The 19,785-nt window shown below is 59.7% G+C and carries 19 protein-coding genes; 9 read left to right on the plus strand and 10 right to left on the minus strand.

Annotation, left to right across the window (positions count from 1 at the left end; genetic code table 11):
• Positions 1-45: 45 nt before the first annotated feature.
• Positions 46-525, plus strand: a complete 480-nt coding sequence (locus tag ABIT76_00825) for an archaeosortase/exosortase family protein (GenBank protein ID MEO7931679.1) — start codon at positions 46-48, stop codon at positions 523-525.
• Positions 431-1,645 carry an exosortase/archaeosortase family protein gene (locus tag ABIT76_00830; GenBank protein ID MEO7931680.1) on the plus strand — a complete coding sequence of 405 codons (1,215 nt, stop codon included), beginning with the start codon at positions 431-433 and terminating at the stop codon, positions 1,643-1,645. Before ABIT76_00825 ends, ABIT76_00830 begins: the two co-directional genes overlap by 95 nt.
• Here the strand turns inward: ABIT76_00830 and mutS are convergent.
• A complete protein-coding gene (gene mutS / locus ABIT76_00835; protein ID MEO7931681.1) occupies positions 1,642-4,134 on the minus strand; it encodes a DNA mismatch repair protein MutS in 2,493 nt (830 codons plus the stop codon). The two genes, ABIT76_00830 and mutS, sit on opposite strands and share 4 nt — an antisense overlap.
• Before the next feature lie 68 nt (positions 4,135-4,202).
• Here mutS and ABIT76_00840 point away from each other — a divergent pair, with 68 nt between their 5' ends.
• Together ABIT76_00840 and ABIT76_00845 are read left to right on the plus strand one after the other, a co-directional pair.
• Positions 4,203-5,003 carry an ABC transporter ATP-binding protein gene (locus ABIT76_00840; GenBank protein ID MEO7931682.1) on the plus strand — a complete coding sequence of 267 codons (801 nt, stop codon included), beginning with the start codon at positions 4,203-4,205 and terminating at the stop codon, positions 5,001-5,003.
• Positions 5,004-5,014: 11 nt separating this feature from the next.
• Positions 5,015-7,225, plus strand: coding sequence for an AMP-binding protein (locus tag ABIT76_00845; GenBank protein MEO7931683.1), 2,211 nt, complete (start codon positions 5,015-5,017; stop codon positions 7,223-7,225).
• A 305-nt stretch (positions 7,226-7,530) separates the two neighbouring features.
• On the opposite strand, the gene ABIT76_00850 is transcribed toward ABIT76_00845, so the two are convergent.
• Together ABIT76_00850 and ABIT76_00855 are read right to left on the minus strand one after the other, a co-directional pair.
• On the minus strand, positions 7,531-8,598 hold the full coding sequence (locus tag ABIT76_00850; GenBank protein MEO7931684.1) for a Gfo/Idh/MocA family oxidoreductase: 1,068 nt from the start codon (positions 8,596-8,598) through the stop codon (positions 7,531-7,533).
• 2 nt (positions 8,599-8,600) lie between these two features.
• Positions 8,601-9,656 (minus strand): zinc-binding alcohol dehydrogenase, encoded by a 1,056-nt coding sequence (locus ABIT76_00855; protein ID MEO7931685.1) that lies wholly within the window; start codon positions 9,654-9,656, stop codon positions 8,601-8,603.
• A gap of 226 nt (positions 9,657-9,882) precedes the next feature.
• Between ABIT76_00855 and ABIT76_00860 the strand changes: the two genes are divergently transcribed.
• Complete coding sequence (locus tag ABIT76_00860; protein MEO7931686.1) at positions 9,883-10,635, plus strand: helix-turn-helix transcriptional regulator; 753 nt, start codon at positions 9,883-9,885, stop codon at positions 10,633-10,635.
• Between the two features lie 13 nt (positions 10,636-10,648).
• Here the strand turns inward: ABIT76_00860 and ABIT76_00865 are convergent, their stop codons facing one another.
• Positions 10,649-10,930 (minus strand): hypothetical protein, encoded by a 282-nt coding sequence (locus tag ABIT76_00865; protein MEO7931687.1) that lies wholly within the window; start codon positions 10,928-10,930, stop codon positions 10,649-10,651.
• On the opposite strand from ABIT76_00865, the gene ABIT76_00870 reads away from it, so the two are divergent.
• From ABIT76_00870 to xerD, 4 genes are all read left to right on the plus strand, one after another.
• Positions 10,920-11,555 carry an enolase C-terminal domain-like protein gene (locus ABIT76_00870; protein MEO7931688.1) on the plus strand — a complete coding sequence of 212 codons (636 nt, stop codon included), beginning with the start codon at positions 10,920-10,922 and terminating at the stop codon, positions 11,553-11,555. The genes ABIT76_00865 and ABIT76_00870 overlap by 11 nt on opposite strands.
• Positions 11,552-12,526: a dipeptide epimerase gene (locus tag ABIT76_00875; protein MEO7931689.1), complete on the plus strand. Its 975-nt coding sequence runs from the start codon at positions 11,552-11,554 to the stop codon at positions 12,524-12,526. Before ABIT76_00870 ends, ABIT76_00875 begins: the two co-directional genes overlap by 4 nt.
• Before the next feature lie 30 nt (positions 12,527-12,556).
• Complete coding sequence (locus ABIT76_00880) at positions 12,557-13,426, plus strand: phosphoribosylaminoimidazolesuccinocarboxamide synthase (GenBank protein ID MEO7931690.1); 870 nt, start codon at positions 12,557-12,559, stop codon at positions 13,424-13,426.
• 118 nt (positions 13,427-13,544) lie between these two features.
• Positions 13,545-14,435 carry a site-specific tyrosine recombinase XerD gene (gene xerD, locus ABIT76_00885; protein ID MEO7931691.1) on the plus strand — a complete coding sequence of 297 codons (891 nt, stop codon included), beginning with the start codon at positions 13,545-13,547 and terminating at the stop codon, positions 14,433-14,435.
• Here xerD and ABIT76_00890 read toward each other — a convergent pair.
• Genes ABIT76_00890 through ABIT76_00915 form a run of 6 tightly spaced genes read right to left on the minus strand, consistent with a single transcriptional unit; the run spans position 14,432 to position 19,767 of the window.
• Positions 14,432-15,415: a hypothetical protein gene (locus ABIT76_00890; protein MEO7931692.1), complete on the minus strand. Its 984-nt coding sequence runs from the start codon at positions 15,413-15,415 to the stop codon at positions 14,432-14,434. The two genes, xerD and ABIT76_00890, sit on opposite strands and share 4 nt — an antisense overlap.
• The gene (locus tag ABIT76_00895; GenBank protein MEO7931693.1) at positions 15,415-16,113 is read right to left on the minus strand and encodes a hypothetical protein; all 699 of its coding nucleotides are present in this window, start codon (positions 16,111-16,113) and stop codon (positions 15,415-15,417) included. Before ABIT76_00895 ends, ABIT76_00890 begins: the two co-directional genes overlap by 1 nt.
• 5 nt (positions 16,114-16,118) lie before the next feature.
• A complete protein-coding gene (locus tag ABIT76_00900; GenBank protein ID MEO7931694.1) occupies positions 16,119-17,021 on the minus strand; it encodes a 3-keto-5-aminohexanoate cleavage protein in 903 nt (300 codons plus the stop codon).
• 23 nt (positions 17,022-17,044) lie between these two features.
• On the minus strand, positions 17,045-18,559 hold the full coding sequence (locus ABIT76_00905) for a hypothetical protein (protein MEO7931695.1): 1,515 nt from the start codon (positions 18,557-18,559) through the stop codon (positions 17,045-17,047).
• Positions 18,560-18,577: 18 nt separating this feature from the next.
• Positions 18,578-18,889, minus strand: coding sequence for a hypothetical protein (locus ABIT76_00910; GenBank protein MEO7931696.1), 312 nt, complete (start codon positions 18,887-18,889; stop codon positions 18,578-18,580).
• 11 nt (positions 18,890-18,900) lie between these two features.
• Complete coding sequence (locus ABIT76_00915; GenBank protein ID MEO7931697.1) at positions 18,901-19,767, minus strand: MqnA/MqnD/SBP family protein; 867 nt, start codon at positions 19,765-19,767, stop codon at positions 18,901-18,903.
• Positions 19,768-19,785: the final 18 nt, after the last annotated feature.

The following is a 19,785-nucleotide window of genomic DNA, read 5'->3' on the forward strand; positions in this document are numbered from 1 at the left end:
CGGGCTTTTGACGCCCCTCGCCTCTTCCTCCCAAAGCCTTCCTCCATGAGCACTGTTTCCCAGCCAGCCTTGCTCAACGAGTCCACAGACGGCGAGACTCGCGCACTGGTTCTGGGCATTCCCGCGCCGGTCGTCCTTTTTGTCTCCATTGTTCTGCCGTGGCTCTTCCTCTGGAATGAAATGCGAGTCGAATGGAGCGTGAACGAACAATACGGCTACGGCTGGTTCGTCCCGCCCTTCGCCGCTATCCTTTTCTGGCTGCGCTGGGCCGATGCGCCACCGCTCCAGCCACCAGCCCGGCTGAAGTGGTTGCCAGCTCTGATGGTGATCGCACTCCTCCTGATTTTGCCATTGCGCCTCATTGAAGTCCCCAATCCCCGACTGGCGCACGCCGCAATGGATCCACTCTTTCCTCTTCACCGGCATCAGCCTGGGACTTCTCTGGTGCGCCGGAGGCAGGAAATTTGCCGCCCACTTTCTTTTTCCCGTCTGCTTTCTGCTCGTCGCCATCCCTTGGCCGAGTGAAATCGAGGAACCGCTCGTCCAGGGCCTCATGCGCAAGATCGCCGGAGCCGTCGCGGAAACGATGAACCTCATGGGCATCCCCGCCGCCCAGGCGGGTAACCTCATCCAGATTCGCGGGCAAATCGTCGGCGTCAATGAGGCGTGCAGCGGCATTCGTTCGCTTCAGACCACCATCATGGCGGCATTCCTGCTCGGCGATTTGCGCCGCTTGTCCATCGCCGGACGCGGCTGGCTCCTCCTGGGCGGACTCGGACTCGCCTTGTTTGCCAATTTTATCCGCAGCGGCACGCTCGTCTGGATCGCTGGCAACCAGGGCATTGCCGCCCTCGAACACTGGCACGATACCGCAGGACTCCTCGTGCTCGTCACCGTGATCATCGGCCTCTACGCGCTCTCCTCAAAGCTCCATTCGACTTCCATTCCCATGGAAAAGAGCGCCGCTGCACCCGCGCTCAACGCCGTCCCCCGTCCGGCCCTGCGCCTTTGCCTCCTGCTCATCGCCGGCTTGCTCGTGGGAGAAACCATCACCCGCATCTGGTATGCGCCATCGGCTTCTCGCGAACCCACGCCTTGGACCGTGCAGGCTCCGACTGGCTCACCAGGGTTTAAGGACAACCCCATCGACAACCGCACCCGCGCCTACCTGCGCTACGACAGCGCCATCGCCGCGAGCTGGCGTACCATTGGTAGCGTCCGCGCCGCTTGCACGATGTTTTTTCTGCGTTGGGAAGCCGGACGCACCTCGGCCATCCGCGCCACTATGCATCAGCCCCATATCTGTCTGACTGCGATGGGAATGAAACAAAAAGCCGACTTCGGCATCGCCCCGTGGACGTTCGCCAATGGACTGCAACTCCCCGTGCGCGAATACATCTTCGAGCAGGGCGGCCGTCCTGTGAATGTCTTCTATGTCGTCTGGCGTGAAGGCCTTACCGGGAGTGTCCCCGACCCCACCAACAATCGCTGGGACCGCTTCGACAGCGTCCTGCGGCGTCAGGTCAACCCCGCGAGCCAGACTCTGGAGATCGTGGTCAACGGCACACCCGACCGCGAGTCGGCCCAAGCTGTTTTCCGGTCCGAGTTGAGTCGCATTCTTCTCCAACCGGCGGTGAAAAACTAAAACAGCGGGATCTGCTCCTTGTCTTCCTTCGTGCGGCGGGCGCGTGCGCCAGTCGCGGGCCTGGCGCGGCCACCGGCGCTCAGCTCAGCCTGCTCCAAGTTGCCGAGAATCTCCTTCGCGCGTCGAATAATCGTCGGCGGCAACCCGGCCAGGCGCGCCACTTGGATGCCGTAGCTCTTATCGGCGCAACCCTTCACGATCTTGCGCAGGAAAATGATCTGCTCATTCCATTCGCGGACGGCGATGTTGTAATTCTTCACCCCGCCACGCCCGGATTCCAGATCGGTCATCTCGTGGTAATGCGTCGCAAACAACGTCCGCGCTCCGATCTGATCGTGGAGAAACTCCGCCACGCTCCAGGCAATCGAAAGCCCGTCGAAGGTCGAAGTTCCCCGGCCGATCTCGTCCAATATGACCAAACTCCGCGCGGTCGCATTGTTGACGATGTTCGCCGTTTCGTTCATTTCCACCATGAAGGTCGATTGGCCCTTCGACAGATCGTCGTTCGCGCCGACTCGGGTAAATATCCGGTCCACCAAGCCGATCTCGGCTGAGGCGGCGGGCACCCAGCTTCCGATTTGCGCCACGAGGACGAGCAAGGCGACCTGACGGATGTAAGTCGATTTGCCGGCCATGTTCGGCCCGGTGATGATGAGCAGCCGATTCGACTCCAAGTCGAGCAACACATCGTTGGGCACGAACTTTCCATCGACTAAATTCTGATCGAGCACCGGGTGGCGGCCATCGACAATGTGCAACCGGCCCTCGTTCGTCAGCGTCGGACGGCAATAGCCAAAGAGGCGCGCCGTCTCGGCCAGCGACGCCAGCGCGTCGAGCGTGGCAATGGTCGCCGCCGTCCGTTGCAGCGCCGGGAGTTCCATTAATATCTGACTCCGCAGCTCGCCAAAGAGATCGTACTCCAGCTTCTTCATCCGCTCATCCGAGCCGAGAATCTTGTTCTCCATCTCCTTCAGTTCGGGAGTCACATAACGCTCGCCGTTTACCGTGGTCTGCTTGCGCACGTAGTCGATCGGCACCGCTCCGACGTTGGCCTTCGTCACTTCGATGAAATACCCGAAGACGGACGTGTAGCGTATCTTCAATGACTTGATCCCCGTCCGCTCGATTTCGCGATCTTGCAGCGCGGCGATCCAGTTTTTGCCCTCCACCGAGGCCACGCGCAGCTCGTCGAGCACGGGATGATACCCCTCGCGGAAAATGCCGCCCTCCTTCAGCGCGAGCGGCGGCTCGTCGGTGATGGCCCGGGTCAAAAGGGTCGTCAACTCCGGCAGCGGCAGCAGATTTTCCTCCAACTCGAATGCCAGCCGGTCGCGATCTCGCGCACCCAGCTCTGGTCGCATCAGGGCCACCAGATGCGACTTCAACTCCGGGATCTGCTCCAGTGAACAGCGCAGCGCCAGCACATCGCGCGCATTCCCGCCGCCCTGCGAAAGCCGCGAAACGATCCGCTCGATGTCGCGAATATCCCGCGCGGTCTGCCGCAATTTCTCGAGCAGGTACGTTTCCTCCAGTAGATCGCCGATGAACTGCTGACGCCGGTTCAGTTCCACCAAATCGCAGATCGGCTGGAGCAACCATTGACGCAACCGGCGCGCTCCCATCGGAGTTACAGTCCTATCTAAAGAGGCGAGCAGCGTGTGCTTGCCGGAAGTGCGCGATGTCACCAGCTCGAGGTTGATCTGCGTCGCGGCGTCGAGCGCGACAATACCGTCCGTGCGATACGATCCCAGCGTCCCGACGTGACTCACATTGCGCCGCAAACTGTGCCGCAGATAATGCAGGATGGCCCCCGCCGCCGACGTGCCGAGAGCGAGATGCGAGACGCCAAACCCATCGAGCGATTGCGTCTTAAAGTGGTCGAGCAGCGTGAAACTCGCATGCTCCGGGCTGAAGAGGAAATCCTCCACCTCGACCAGGTTCACCAGATCGGAGAAATGCGCCATCTGCGCTTGCGCCACCAGCATTTCCGCCGGATTTACCCGCGCCAATTCATCGAGCAGCGACGCCATCGTCACCATCTCAGTCAACCGAAACTCGCCCGTGCTCAGGTCGATCACGGCCAAACCGTAACCTGTCCCAGCCTCGTGCCAGACGGCAGCCAGATAGTTATTCTTCGACGAATCGAGCAGGTTGAAATCCGACACCGTGCCCGGCGAAATGATTTGCGTCACCTCCCGCTGGACGATTTTCCCTGGTTGTGGCTCGCTGGTTTGCTCGCAGATCGCGATGCGCTTGCCCGCCTGGATGAGCTTCGCAATGTAACCCTCCGCCGCATGATACGGCACCCCGCACATCGGAGTCGTATGGCGTTTCGTGAGGGCGACCCCGAGGATCGACGCCGCTTCCCGCGCATCCTCGAAAAACATCTCGTAGAAATCCCCCAACCGATAGAAGAGCAGCGTCTGCGGCGGCAGCGAGGCGCGTATCTTTTGATACTGCTGCATCATGGGGGTGAGGTTGTCCGACATTGCTGGCTGGGATGTTAGGGGAAAGAAAAAAGTTCGCAAGGAAGCACCTCCGAGCTTCTAGTTTCCGAATGGATGCCCCGCTGCTCGCGCTGGAAAATGTATCGGTGCGACGTGGGTCGGTGGAGATTTTGCGTGGGATCGACTGGACGATGCGACCGGGCGAGCATTGGGTGATCCTCGGGGCGAATGGCTCGGGAAAGACGTCGCTGCTGGCGGCGTTGACGGGCTATTTGTCAGCCAGCGAGGGGACGATCTCGCTGCTGGGGCGGACGTTTGGCACTTACGATTGGCGCGAGTTGCGGAAGCGCGTGGGGTTGGTCAGCTCGTCGGTGCGGCAGCGGATTCCCGATGAGGAAGAGGGACAAATGACGGTCCTGAGCGGGCGCGAGGCAATGGTGGGCCATTGGGGCAAGGTGAAAAAGGCGGAGTTGCAGCGTGCTCAGGAGATCCTGGAACGACTCGGATGCGAATCGCTGGCGTGGCGTCCCTGGTTGGTGCTGTCCCAGGGCGAGCGGCAGAAAATCCTCATCGGTCGCGCACTGATGGCGGAGCCAGATTTGTTGATTCTCGACGAGCCCTGCGCCGGTCTCGACCCGGTGGCGCGGGAAGATTTTTTGCAACACGTCGAGCTTTTGGCCCGCTCGGAAAACGCTCCCGGCCTCGTCCTCGTCACGCATCACGTGGAGGAAATCACGCCGGGTTTCAGCCACGTCCTGCTCCTGCAAGGCGGGCGGGTTTTACACTCCGGGCCGAAGAAACGCACGCTCACGAGCGCCCATCTCGCGGCCACTTTTCAGCGTAATCTCCGTCTCACCCAACGTGGCGGACGCTACCATCTGGCTATTGCCCCGGAGGACGGAGTTCGATAGAAGTCTCCGCCATGTCCGCCACTCTCCCCTTTTTGCAACGCCTCTTTGGCGGCCTCCTGCGCACCCTCGTTTATCGCGTCACCATCCAGGGCTTGGGAAATCTCCCGCGCACCGGCGGGGTGCTCCTCGTTCCCAACCACCTCACCTACGTGGACGCCGTTGTGCTGCAACTCGCCTGCCCGCGTCCCGTGCGATTTCTGGTCCACCGCACCATCTACGACATCCCCGCGCTCAACCTCGTTTTTCGCTGGATCAAAGCCATCCCGATCTCGGAAACGCACGCCAAGGACGCTATCCGGCTCGCCTCTGAAAAACTGACCGCAGGCGAAGTCGTCTGCATTTTTCCCGAAGGCGAACTCAGCCGCAGCGGCACGTTGCTCAAGCTTAAAAAAGGCTTCGAACTCATCGCCCGCCGCGCCGGCACCCCGGTCGTCCCGGTCTGGCTCGACCGCCTTTGGGGTTCCATCTTTTCCTTCAAGGGCGGCCTCTTCTTCAGGAAAATGCCCACCCGCATTCCATATCCGGTCACTGTTTCCTTCGACGTCCCGATCCCTGCGGAAAAAGCCGACGTCGCCCACGTCCGCGAACGTCTCCTCATCCTCGGTGAGGCCGCCTACCAGGCTCGCAAGGAACTCCGCGGACACCTCGGACGCGCCTGCATCGCGGGATTGAAGCGCAAGATGGGCGACGTCTCCGTGATCGACGGGAGCAATCACTCCACCCTCACCCGCGGGATGCTCCTTGCCGTCGGCATCGCCCTCAGCCGTCATCTCAAGCGCCGCTACCCGGCCAGCCGCATCGCCATCGTCCTACCCCCGAGCAAAGGTGCCGTCGTCGCCAACCTCGCCACCATGCTCGCGGACAAAGTCCCGGTGAACCTCAACCTCACCGCTGGCCGCGCCTCCCTCGAATCCGCCATCGCCCGTGGCGAAATCGAAGTCGCCATCACTGCGAGACTCGTCCAGCGCAAATTCGAGCAAATCCCCTGGCCCAAAGACCCTCGGAAAGTCATCTACCTCGAGGAACTCCTCCCCAAGCTCAAGCCGCAGATCATTTTCTGGCGCATCTTCGCCGCCATTCTCCCCACCCGATTCCTTGCCTGGTGCATCGACCTCCCCGCCATCGGCGATCACCGCGAAGCCGTCCTCCTTTTCACCAGCGGCAGCTCCGGCGAACCGAAAGGCGTCGCCCTTTCCCATCGCAACCTCCTCGCCAACGTCGCCCAGTTCAGCTCCATGCTGAACCTCGCCCCCCGCTCCACCATCCTCGCTTCGCTTCCGTTTTTCCACAGCTTCGGCTGCACCGTCACCCTCTGGTATCCGCTCATCGAAGGCCTCCGCTCCGTCACCTTCCCCTCACCCTTGGAAACCGCGAAAAACATCGAACTCATCGAAAAATACCGCGTCAATCTCCTCGTCTCCACCCCCACTTTCCTTCGCGGCTACATCCGCAAGGCGAAACCCGAGCAACTCCGCTCCATCGAACTCCTCGTCACTGGCGCTGAGAAGCTCCCCTCCGAACTCGCCACCGCCTTCGAGGCCGCCCTCGGCCTGCCCGTCCTCCAGGGCTACGGCCTCACCGAGACCTCCCCCGCCGTCAGCACCAACCTCCACGACCCCAAACCTTCGCGCCCCGGCGACTCCATCCAGCCCTCCAACCGCCCCGGCAGCGTCGGCAAACTTCTCGCCGGTCAGGCCATCCGCATCACCGATCCCGAGACCGACGCCCCCCTCTCCCTCCACGACACCGGCATGTTGTGGATCAAAGGCCCCAACATCTTCTCCGGCTACCTCAACGACCCCGTTCGCAGCGCCGAAGTCCTCACCCCCGACGGCTGGTTTCGCACCGGCGACCTCGCCCGCATGGACGACGACGGTTTCCTTTTCATCGAAGGCCGCCTCTCCCGCTTCTCCAAAATCGGCGGCGAAATGGTCCCGCACGAAACCGTCGAAAGCACCATTGCCGGCACCCTCGATATCGACCCCTCGGGCGACCGCAAACTCGCCATCGGCTCCATCCCCGACGAAGTCAAAGGCGAGGCCCTCGTCCTCCTCACCACCGTCCCCATCGACGCGAGCGAACTCCGCAAACGACTCAACGACGCCGGCATCCCCAATCTCTGGATTCCCAAAATCATCTCGCAGGTGGAAAAAATCCCCGTCCTCAGCACCGGCAAACTCGACCTCGCAGGCGTCAAACAACTCTGCGCCGCCGCGAAATGAAAAGCCGCCTGATTTCCGGGGAGCACACGCGACTCGCGTGTGGTTTTCGGCGACTCGCCGAAAATGGGGACCTGGACAGAAGGAAAAGATGTCATCCTCGGGGAATACCTGGATCGACGACGATCGAGCGATTTATCAATGCCGAAAATCCCGCTCGGATTGGCGTGCTTCCTTCGCTGGACAAGTTTTACAAATGGCGTGTCATCGCCAACCGACAATGTGCGCCTTGATCGACTTTCACTTGTGGAGATCCAGTAAATCTTGCGGTCTGTAAATTCGGGAAGTTAGGAGTTTCTTCACCCTTATCAGCAGCGGATAAATCGACGCTGAAAGGGAGACTCCTGTTGCTTCAGCGGAAGTGTCAGCATTTTCGACTGCTGGGCAGATTCAAAAAGCGCTAGCAGGACTTCCAGACCCGGAAGGACCGTTGCGGCGTCGAGGCGGCAAGGCTGGTCGCTTTCCAAGGCTTGCAGAATATCAATCAACGCGCGGTCCACATACAGATTCGGCTCCGTCGCCCCGTGGTGAAAATTATCGTCGCTGTTGAGAACAGTGACGGAGGAATCGTCCTTGAAACGTGCCCGGGCCATCCCCTCCTCATTGGCCAATGGCGATAGGCGAAGTTCGACGAAACCGTATTCCCCGTCGATCCGAATGATCGGCAGCCGCGCCGCAAAATATTTTCCAGCTTCGAGGATCATGCGGCAGCCATCGGAAAAATGAACCGTACCGACAATTTGGGTCTCAACCGGGACGCCTTGGTAAGAGTCATCCGACCACTCCACCGCACCCAAAACTCGAACAGGTTGACGATCGAACGGCACATTCAGCAAGTTCAGGGCGGCATCAATCAGGTGAGGGCCAAAGTTGATCACTTCATTCCCCGGCTGGCTAACCTGTACACTGGTCACGCTTCCGATGCGACCAGACGCCAGTGCTTCCCTGACCCATTCAAAAGGTCTGCCATAGCGGCGCTGGAAATTGACGAAAAGTCGGGCACCCGCCGCCTCGGCGGCCTGGATCATGCGGTGGGCCGATCCCATCGAAATGGCGAACGGCTTTTCAACCCAGATCGCCCTTGCTCCGACTTCCAAGGCGGCCAACACCATCGCCTCGCGATCTGGAGGAAATGCGCAAATACTAACAAATTCCGGACACTCCTCTGCCAAGAGACTGCGGTAGTCTTGGTAGCCTCGAAGGCCCGCGAATTCCGTAGTAAAGTCTTCTAGGTTTTTTTCACTTCGGCTAGCTGCAGCCACGAGTTGGATACGTTTCCCGACGGTGCTCATGGCGCGAGCGTGTGCGTAGGAAATGGAATGGACCCCTCCGCGCTGGGGACCCGAGGGGCCACAACCGATGATGGCGGCACGCATGGTTAGTTGTTCCCCTTCCAATCAATGACAGCCGAGAAAATGCGGCGTTCGAGCAACCCAGCATAGGCCGAAGGCGCATCCTGCCACGGGAAAATCTGGTCCACGAAATTTCGGGGAATCAATCGTCCCGCGCGGATATGCTCAACGACGCGTTGACGTTCCTCTATGCCCCGATCTCGCGGGGTGATCAGAAGCGCTGCTTCGCCTGGAAGACAGGTATCCGGTTTCCACGAAATAGGCTCAAGATAATTGGCTTGGAAGACCAACCGGGGCCAGTCGCCCCCGTAAAAGCGAATCGGTTCCACCTTGTATTCCTTCGCATAGTTTTGGGGCTTTTTGCGCAATAGCTTGAAGGCCATTTCCACTCCGGGGATCGAGCCAGACGCTTCCACGACAATGTCGGCACCACCGTTACAAATCGTTAGGATGCGATCCAGCGTATCCGGTTCCTTGGGTGAAACGGCATAGGCCGCACCGTTGCGGAGCGCACGCTCCAAGCGGCTGGCTTCGAGATCTACGACAATCACCCGGCAGCCGTGAACGCCCAGCCACGCAGCCGAGAACGCTCCGATGACGCCCTGGCCTATGACCACCGCCGTTTCGCCCGGCTTGGGAACAGCCGCTTCAGCGCCGCGAAGCCCGATGCTTGCGACCTCCGCCATTACATAATCGAGAGGATTCGCGTCGTCAGGCAGGAGCACTGGTCGGTCTTCTCCCACAGTGGTGATCACCTGATGGCTGGCCTGCCCGCCCCACATGGAGTTGGTGGCTTCAAAAGGCACCGGATTGCGGGAGCTAACCAGATCGCCAACCCGCCATCCGCTTGCTTTGTCCCCAACTGCGATCACTCTTCCAACAGAGCTGTAACCTGGAATAAATGGAAATTTATCAGCCGCACCATAGTGACCAGCCAATGTCCGTAATTCGGTTCCTGGCGAAATCGCTGAATAGATGGTTTCGGTCACGATCTCGTCGGAGGCGCACACTTTCAAGCGTGCGGTTCCAATGCCTACCTTATTGATTTCTTCAAATAGGACGACGTTTGCAGTATTTGTCATATCAAGAAATTTAGGCTCTCGGTTCCGATATAAACAACGGCCATAATTCGGCTATTACTTCCACTTTTCGGTTGTGACTGCCCGGTCTTCGGGCGTGAATTAGGGGATGCACCCCATTTCCCTCAACTGCCAAGCGTCACTAGAACGGTCATGGCTTGAGATGCTTCGAGAGCATCCTCTGAATTTTGTGTGTAGCTGGCGCGCGAAGACTTCGAGCTATTTCCCGATGCATTCCCATCCAGTGATCGAGATGGTCTATCACCCGCGTGGATCGGGAGTCACTACCCTTGAAGGCGGCAGGAAGATTGCGTTTGAGGCGCATGGCACGGTGATCTATCCCGCGTGTGTTCGGCACGACCAGCAGATGTTCACGCTTGGAGATGATATCTGCATTCATCTCGAAGATCCCTATTTCAGAACAGAAGGAACAACGTTTCCAGAAGCCATTTACATTCCACCTGGCGGGGGCCAGTCTCGGCGGGCCGACCCCTATGTGCGGACCGAGTTCCTCCACTTGGCTTGGGTTCGGGCGGATGCGAGCCGGCAATTGGAACTTAGCTTTCGGGTCTCTGCCTTGGTTGCCCGTCTGTTGCAGCTGAAGCAGCCATTGGCCCAGAAGATACCTCCAACGTTACCGGAAGTTTACTTAACTCGCGCAAGGCAACACATTGCCGAAAATTACGGGGATATCCGTTCCGTTGCGGAAGTCGCGAAGCATGTCGGAATCAGCGTGGATTATCTCCGCCATCTGTTCGCAGAACATGGTGCCACAAGCATCAACCGGCTCTTGAATCAAACGAGACTCGAACGAGCCAAGGAGCTCCTGATTCATTCCCAACTGCCGATAAAGGAAATCGCAAGATTGTCCGGCTTCGAGACGGAACGCTATTTATGCACCCGCTTCAGAAAGCTCACTGGCACCAGTCCTGGGGCGTTTCGTCTCCAAGCCACAAAGACGTTTAGCTATACTCACCAATGACGCAATAATTTCACTAATCTGTAGAATGGTAACGCATGGGAGGTGCCTCTAGAAAGCCTGCGCCGTTATAGAGATTGGTGTTCGGATTGCTAACCCAGCCATAGCGGACCGCGATCGGAACGAGAACATTGGCAGACCAGACGATCACGTCGGCCCCATCAATGACGGCATCGGCCCAGACCCATTTACGATCTGGACCGCAGATGGAAAAGCCTTCCAACTGACTTTGCGGGCTGTTAGGAACCAATAGGGCGAATCTCCCTTCGGCATTGTTAACAATATAAGTGGGTACCATTTCCAGCGTCGACGACATCCTTTCGCTCTGGCCCGACCTCTGGGAGCGCGTGCAACCTTCCCGCGCCGCCGCGTGCGCCGTCGATCTCGCCCTCTGGGATTGGCTCGCGAATTCCCGGTCCATCACCTTCGCCGAACACCTCTGGAACGAACCCGCGCGCCGGTCACCAGTTGCGTCACCCTGGGACTCTCAGAACTCGACGCCAAACTGGCCGAACTCGCCGGATTTCCCCTCATTAAAATCAAACTCGCCCGCGAAAATCCGCTCGCGCTCGTCACCCTACCTCGTGGTCGATACCAACGCCGCTTGGGACGCCCCGTTTCTCGCCCAGATCGCCCCGCAACTCGCCGCACTCGACGTAGGATTCATCGAGCAACCACTCCCGCCCGCGGCTGATTTTGCCCCCACTCCGCTGCCCATTTCCGCCGACGAAAGTTGCGTCAACCCCGAGGACATCGACCGGCTCCCCGAGGTGTTTTCCGGGTTCAACATCAAACTTGTCGCCCGCAACCTCCGCACCATGACCGGCTGCATGTTGGAAAGCAGCATCCTCATTTCCGCCGACTTCGCCATCGCTCAACGCACCGACTACCCCGACCTGGACAGCGATTGGGTTTCCCCATGATTTCCTCCGTAGAGATCCTCCATCTCCAGCCCCGGCACATTTTTCGCATCAGCCGTGGAGCCAAAGCCGAAGTCCGAAACGTCATTTTCAAACTTTCCCATGCAAGTTGCATCGGACTCGGCGAGGCGTCGCCCAACGCCTTCTACCACGAAACCGCCGACGACGTGGCGACCCGACTTGCATCGTTATCGAGCTGGCTCGCAGGCATCACCATTTCCAATGCCGACGACATCATTTCGCTCTGGCCCGCCATCTGGCAGCGCGTGCAACCCTCCCGCGCCGCCGCCTGCGCCGTCGATCTCGCCCTCTGGGATTGGCTCGCGCAAACGAAGTCCGTCACGCTTCCCGAACTTCTCTGGAACGAACCCGCGCGCCCAGTGGTGAGTTGCGTCACCCTCGGACTCTCCGACCCCGCCGAACTCGCCGCCAAACTGGCCGAACTCGCCGGATTTCCGCTGCTGAAGATCAAGCTCAATCGCGAGAATCCATTGGAACTCGTCTCAAAAATCCGTGAGCGGACTTCCAGCCGATTGGTCGTCGATGCCAACGCCGCCTGGGACGCCCCGTTTCTCGCCCAGATCGCCCCGCAACTCGCCGCACTCGGCGTCGAATTTATCGAGCAACCGCTCCCGCCCGGCGCTGACTTCGCCACGACTCCCCTGCCCATTTTCGCCGACGAAAGCTGCGTCATCCCCGAGGACATCGACCGGCTGCCCGAGGCATTTTCCGGGTTCAACATCAAACTCGTGAAATGCGGCGGCATCACCCCCGCGCTGGAAATGTTGCGCCGAGGACAACAGCGCGGACTCCGCACCATGACCGGCTGCATGTTGGAAACTAGCGTCCTCATTTCCGCCGGCTTCGCCATCGCCCAACGCACCGAATACGCCGACCTCGACGGCGCCTGGCTCCTCCAATCCGAGCCCTTCGGCCGCGTGAAATTCAGCCACGGAATCCTCACCCTTTCCTAAATCCGGATTTCCTGATTTCCTGATTCCTCCATGAATCTCCTCACCTGCGATCTTCCCGGCATCACGAAACTGCGCAGCGGCAAAGTCCGCGAAGTCTTTGATCTCGGCGAGCAATTGCTTATCGTGGCGACGGACCGCATTTCGGCCTTTGACTGTGTGTTTCCCGACGCGATTCCGGGTAAGGGTGAGGTGCTCACGCAGCTCAGCCGCTGGTGGTTCGAGCAGTTTCCTAACATTGCGAATCACTACATCTCCGCCGACGGGGATGAGTTTCCAGCGGAGTTGCATCCTTATCGCGAGATGCTGGCCGGGCGCTCGATGTTAGTTAAAAAAACCAGTCCACTTCCAGTCGAATGCGTTGTGCGCGGCTACCTCGCCGGTTCGGGCTGGAAGGAATACCAAATCTGCCGCACGGTCGGCGGCCACGCGGCTCCCATCGGAATGCAGAATGCGGACATTTTGCCCGCGCCACTTTTCACGCCATCGACCAAGGCCGATGAAGGTCACGATGAGAATATTAGTTGGGATCGTTGTGTGGAAATTCTCGGTGCTAACATTGCGCAAAAGGTGCGGGATGCCAGCATCGCGCTCTACACGAGAGGCCGCGACATCGCCGCTGCGAAGGGGATTATCATTGCAGACACGAAGTTTGAATTTGGGATGCTGGGAGACGAGGTGATCTTAATTGACGAATGCCTCACGCCCGATTCCTCGCGCTTCTGGCCGGCAGATTCGTATCAGCCGGGCTCGAATCCGCCGAGCTACGACAAACAATTCGTCCGCGACTATCTGGAGACTCTCGACTGGGACAAAACTCCGCCCGCGCCATCGCTGCCTGCGGAGGTGATCGCGAAGACAGCGGAAAAATATCGCGAGGCCTTTGAGAGGCTGACGCGATGAGTCTTCGGGAGCGCACGCGTCCCGCGTGTTCTTTGAGGTGTCTCGCCTCAAAGCTCGTCCAATGCCACCGGGCGGGACGCCCGCTGGATGCACGCGAGACGCGTGCGCTCCCCTAGCCATGCAAGAGGACATCGACGACTTCCTGCTCTTTCTCGCGGTCGAGCGTGGGCTCTCGACTAACTATCAACTAACCATTCGCATCTCACTCGAGCGGTTTGTTAGCTGGCTCCAGAAGAACACCAAGGTGACGGCGTTTTCGGAAGTGAACCTCGACCACATCACCGAATATCTGGCGCATCGCAAACGGAGCGGATTGGCGGCGGGTTCGATCAAACTCATCATCGTGGCGTTGCGGATTTTCTTTCGGTTTTTGGTGAAGGAGAAACGCGTGAAAGCCGACATCGCAGGCGTGCTGCCGCTGCCTCGACTCACGCGGTTTCTCCCGGAGACGTTGAATGAAATGCAAGTCGAGAAGTTGCTCGACGCGCTGCCGACTAACCATCCTTCGGCGTTGCGTGAGCGCGCGATGATCGAGCTGCTTTACGCCAGTGGATTGCGCGTGTCCGAGCTGGTGAATGCGCGTCTGGAGAACATCAATCTGGAGGAAGGCTGGATCCGCGTGATCGGTAAGGGCGACAAGATGCGGCTCGTGCCCGTCGGCAAACGCGCGCTGGAGGCGATCCAGAATTATCTAACCGTGGAGCGTCCGCGCGTGGTCGGGAAAAAGACGGGCAGCGAGATTTTTCTGAACCGTCGCGGTGGCAAACTAACCACGGTGCGCATCTGGCAGATCGTGAAGCAATCGGCGAAGTTTGCCGGCATCGACACGAATGTTTATCCGCACTTGTTGCGGCACTCCTTCGCGACGCATTTGTTAGGAAATGGAGCCGACTTGCGCATCATTCAAGAGATGTTAGGTCACGCCGATATAGCCACGACTCAGATCTACACGCATGTGGATCGCGACCACTTGAAATCGATCCATCGCAAGTTTCACCCGCGAGGTTAGTCGATGTCCCATTGCCAGGTGTGAAGACAGATGCCTCTCGCGCCGCAGTATTCTTTGTTTCGGTAGAGCGCGTTGTTTAACAAGCCGGTGGCGGGGTTGATGGAAGTCCCCAGATCGAGCCAGTCGCGTTGCCAGCCGGGCATCTGGCAGGCCTCGAGATCGAGCCGGAGAAACAGGTAATCGTTACTGCTGGATTCGGTGCGGAAGACGTACTGGCAGCGCAGGACGTTGTCAAAGAGATAGAAGAGCTGCCCGCCAGCCAGGCGGCCATCGCGCCGGGCCACGAGGAGCCGGATGGATTCGGGAAACGCCTCTTGCAATCGGGTGATTTCCTCCAGGCTGTGCACGGGGCGGCTGCCGTGGCGTCGCTCCAGAAAACGCTCCAACTCGGGCCAGACGAGGGCGAGATTTTTCTCCTCGGTGAAGACGTAAGGATGCCGATTGCTGGCGCTGCGCACGGCGCTCCGGCGGTGACGCGAGAAAAAGTCCGCCATGTTTTTCCCGCGCAAATGGATCATCGCGGTGAGCTTGCCCGGGAGGCGGCGCGCGCCGAGTTTTTCCAAGACATAGAGGGTTTCATCGTGAGGCTGGGAGGCGTAGGGATACGGCGGGGCGGCGTAGATCAGGCGGGTCCAGCCGTGGGATCGCATCCGCTCAGCGAGGAGAGAAAAGATGGTTTCGATGTCTTCCAGAGAGCAGGAATAGGCGACGATCAACCCGGCAAAGGGCAGGCCGCCGTGGCTGCGAAGTTCGTTTCCCTCGCAGTGCGCGGGCAGGACGGCGATGACGTTTCCCTTGCGGTTGCGGAAGAGGAACGAGGCATCGTGAAAACGCTCGCTGTGATAGTCGAGGTAAGCGCGGCGAAACCAAAAAGCGCCGTTGCGCGCCGCATCGATGCAGCGATCCCATTCATCTTGCAGCGCGGGCTGGTAGGGGGTGATCCCGCTCAAACTCCGCTCTTTTTGAGCCAACAAATTCATCAGCAGGATTCTGGGAGAAACGCCTTTTTATCGACCGCAGGCACACCGGCGACGAGACGATGATCGGCGACATCTTTCAGCACCACGGCCCCGGCGGCCACATAGCTGCCGGTGCCGATGCGGAGGTCTTCCACGACGGTGGCTCCGATGCCGATGATCGCGCCGCGTTGCAGATGGACGCCGGAAGCGAGCGAAGCCGAGGGGCCGATGATGACGTAATCGCCGATCTCGCCATCGTGCCCGAGGGTGACTCCGCGATTGAGATAGGTAAACCGGCCGACCCGCGTGTGGGGCGCAACGATGGTGCCTGCGCCGACAAAGACGCCCTCCTCGAGGATGGCCATCGGCGAGACGCAGGCCGTTTGATGAATCAATGGGGGGAAGTGGAGGTCGAAGCGTTGCTGGAGTTCCCGCACCAGCGACTCGAGCTTCGGACCGCGAAACCCAGCGACGGCGGTTTCATGGGAGTTAGGTTGAAATGTGGAGAGCCATTCTACTTGCACCCGGTGGTCGAGGCCCTGGCGCTGCAGCCAGTCTTCGTAACGGGCAATGCGGTCCTCCACTCGCTGGCCGGGCGGGCTCGCGGGTTCCTCGATGTTTCTCACCAGTCGCGTGAGAATGCCGCCGACGGAGTGAATCGCATCCACGTAATCGCCAAAGAGCGGATGGGTGCCAAAGAGGACAAAGGGCGCGGGCATGGGACTTAGATGGAAATGGGTTCCCGGCCATAGCTGCCGTGGCCGGGGAGGAGTCGCAGGCGACTGCGGAAATCAGCAGGCGACATGATTTTTCTCCTGTGGATGCGGGCCAGCGAATGGACGCGCTCGACGAGGCTGAGATTGGTGGCGGGTTGCTGGCGGGCTTGGTCAAAAAATAGATTATCCTCCAATCCCACGCGCACGCCACCGCCGAGGGCGATGCCCAGAGCGTTGGCCGGGAGCTGCACGCTGCCGATGCCGCCCAGTGACCAAAGCGCTCCCGGCGGCAGTTGGCCGAGCAGGAGCCCGAGAACGCCCGGCTCGCATTGCGCGCTGGCGATGTTTCCGAGGATGAGATTGATGTAACACGGGTCGTGGATGTTGCCGTGTTCACGCAGGTAGCGCAGGACGTTCATCATGCCGGTGTCAAAGATTTCGATTTCGGGAACAATGCCGTGCCGGAGCATTTCTGTGGCGAGACCGGTGAGAGTTTCCGGGGAGGTGATGCTGGCCTGGCGGGTGAAATTGAGCGAGCTGAGGGTGAGTGAGGCCAGGTCGGGTTTGGCGTTTCCGGTGAGGGTAAGCGGGAGGCGACGCGCGGCGAGCTCGGGTGAACGGCGGCCGCTACAGGAGACGCAGACGACGAGTTGGGGATCGATCTCGCGGATGCCGGAGACGAGTTCAGCATAGAAGCCGGTGTCGAGCGTGGGTTGTTGCGCGGCGTCGCGAACATGGACGTGGACCATGGTGATCCCGAGCTGCTGGACGGCGGCGATGTCGGCGAGGATTTCCTCGATGGTGACGGGCACATGCGGGTTGTCGGCCTTCGTGGGCAACATGCCAGTGGGAACGAAATTGAGGATGAGGTCCATCGGCGAGCCGTCAGTTTCAGGGGACACGGGGCTCATGCCAAAATATTTGGAGTTTGCACTCAAGATTTTCGCAGCCAGCGCCACCAACGGCTGCTGGAATCGGCGCGAACAGGCGGTTCGGCTTTCCGAGCTACTTCTTTGAGGCGGGTTTCGAGGGCTTTGACGCGTTTTTGCAGGCCGGAAATACTGCTTTTCTGGCTCCGGCGAAGCTCCAGTTCCTCGTGAGTGCGGCGAACGGCGTCGTTGTAGAGCGCGCGGGTGATTTTTTGCAGCCGCACCGCATCGCGCTGGGTCACATCGGTCTCGGGCGCGCCTTTTCCATGGGCGACGATTCGCCGCAGAGTGGCCGAAAAGACCGTGGCATGGTGCTTTTCATCGAAGTAGGCGCGGATCAATCTCGATTGGGTTTCGAGCCATTCGCGGTCATGGCATTTCTCCAAAATCGCGGCGAGTTCCTCCACGTCCTGCCAGTTTAGGGAACCGGCAGGCTTCGTAGCATCGACGCTCCCTGCGACGTTGGATTGATGAAGCAGGAGCGGTGTGCCGGAGGCGGCTACCTCGACGTCGGTCCTCGCACCGCCCATGGGAAACGACGAAATATAGAGGTCGCAGCGATGCTCCCAAAGCGCCTCGGCCACGGACGGCACCCAGGGCACATGGATGAACCGGTCTGCAGCGATTCCGTCCCTTTCCAGAATGGCGCTGATCGCACTCAAAGTCGTATCGGCCAGCGGGCCCAGATGCAGATGCCAGCCGCGCGTCGTCCGCAGGATGACTCCGACGGCATCCGGATAGCTCAGGAAATAGGGACGCTCGAATTTTTGCGGACGGCCGGAGCTGCCGGTGATGAGCGCCTCTTTTTCCAGAAATCCCACCGGACGAGGACCCGGATCGGGCGCGGTGAGCAGGAGCAATTCATAAGGAATCCCGAGGAAACGACTTTGCGACGCGCCGGAGGCATGGAGTTCGATAACTCTCATGCCCGGCAGATGGAGCCCAAAAGTGGGCATGTGATCGGAGTGATGCACCAGAAACCGGGTGCCAGCGAGCTCAGGCAGAGCGGCCGCGACAGGCAACGGATCCTTGGGGTGTTGAAACAAAAACAGCCGCGCCGGGCGCAACTCCAGCAGCCTTTCCAGCAAGCGCCGCACCGTTTCCGCAGGGCTCGATTGTTGGACGATCTCGACGCGATCCGGGGTGAAGCCGATTCTTTCCAGAGACCACTCGGGCAGCGGGCCAGCTTCGCGCCTATGGAAATTCGTGAGCAACAGCACGGGCTTCTCACCCGCGTCTTCCTGCAGAGCGGACACGAAATCACCGATCACCAGGGAATGCCCGCCGACTTGGGGCAGTTCCGTGGCCACATAGACGTCTGGCCCGTGGAAGGCACCATCCTCCCCCGCCAAGGGTGGCAAAGTGGCCCGGATTTCATTTCCCAGATGGTGCAGCGCCGCATCCGCCTCGGGATCGCCCACGGCATACGAACCAAACTCCGAGTGGCGCGAAAAATCCCGGATGCGCCGAGCCAACTTGGCCAGAGCCGCATCGCACTCGCTTTTAAGCGGATCTTCCATCTGTCCCGCAGAGCAGCCTTATTCGACTTCCACTTCAATCCCGCCGATCCACTTGGCGAAGAGATTGTAAATGGTAGCACCGATAAGGCCGACGATGAAGCCCATTAAACCATAGAAGACCGGCATGAAAATCATGAGCCCCACGCCAAGTCCCGCGAACATGGCTCCGGGCGTTGCAGGCATGTTAGGCTGCTTGGGAATGAAAGCTCCAGCCAGGGCAATGACGCCAAAGATAGGCACAAAGATCAGCCCCATCGCTCCATAGAGGGCTCCTAACATTTTTCCCAATTGCATGGGGGCGATGCGGACGAGACGTTTTTTGATGGCCATAAGATTGGATGTTAGCTGACGAATTCCAATTCCACGGGAGCTGGAATCAGGCCGGCCTCGCTGGCGGCTCCTAGAAATGTGGTGATCGCTTTTCTCCCGGTGACGCCGTAGTCGAGCGTGTAGTCGTTGACATACATGCCGATGAATTTGTCGGCCATCGCGAGGTCAAGTCCGCGTGCCAGCGGCATGGAATGTTGCACGCCGGCGAGCCGGTTTTTCAGGCCGTATTCGATGCTGTCTTTCAACACGATGGAAAGTTCGCGGCGGACTTCGGGTTCGATGTCTTTGCGGATGACATTGCCACCGAGCGGGAGCGGCAGGCCGGTGCTGCGTTTCCACCATTCGCCCATGTCGAGAAGGAGTTCGAAGCCATCGGCGGCGTAGGTGAGTTGGCCCTCGTGAATGATGAGCCCGACATCGGCGCGTCCGTCTTTGACGGCATTAAAAATCTCATCAAACGGCACCACGATGTAGTTCACCTCGCCCACGAACAGGCGCAACGAGAGAAACGCGCTCGTCCGCGTGCCGGGGATCGCCACGGTGCGGCCTTTCAGCCAGGCACGGACGCTGTCGTCGCTTTTATCCGCAGGCAAATCCGCCCCCGGCAACGCGACTAACATCGGACCGTAGCCGTCGCCCATGCTGGCTCCACAGGCGAGCAGCGCGTATTTGTCGAGCACGTAGGCGTAGGCGTGAATGGAGACGGCGGAAATGTGCAACTCCCCGCGCGTCGCCCGGTCGTTCAGCGTCTCGATGTCCTGGAGAATGTGCTCAAACTCGAAGCCGCGCAGATCGATTTTTTTCTCCGCCATCGCGTAAAACATGAACGCGTCGTCCGGATCGGGAGAGTGTCCGAGGGTGAAAACTTTTTGAGACATCCCTGACTCTAATGAAAG

It is taken from the genome of Chthoniobacterales bacterium, from assembly GCA_039930045.1.
In the GTDB taxonomy this organism is placed as follows: domain Bacteria; phylum Verrucomicrobiota; class Verrucomicrobiia; order Chthoniobacterales; family DASVRZ01; genus DASVRZ01.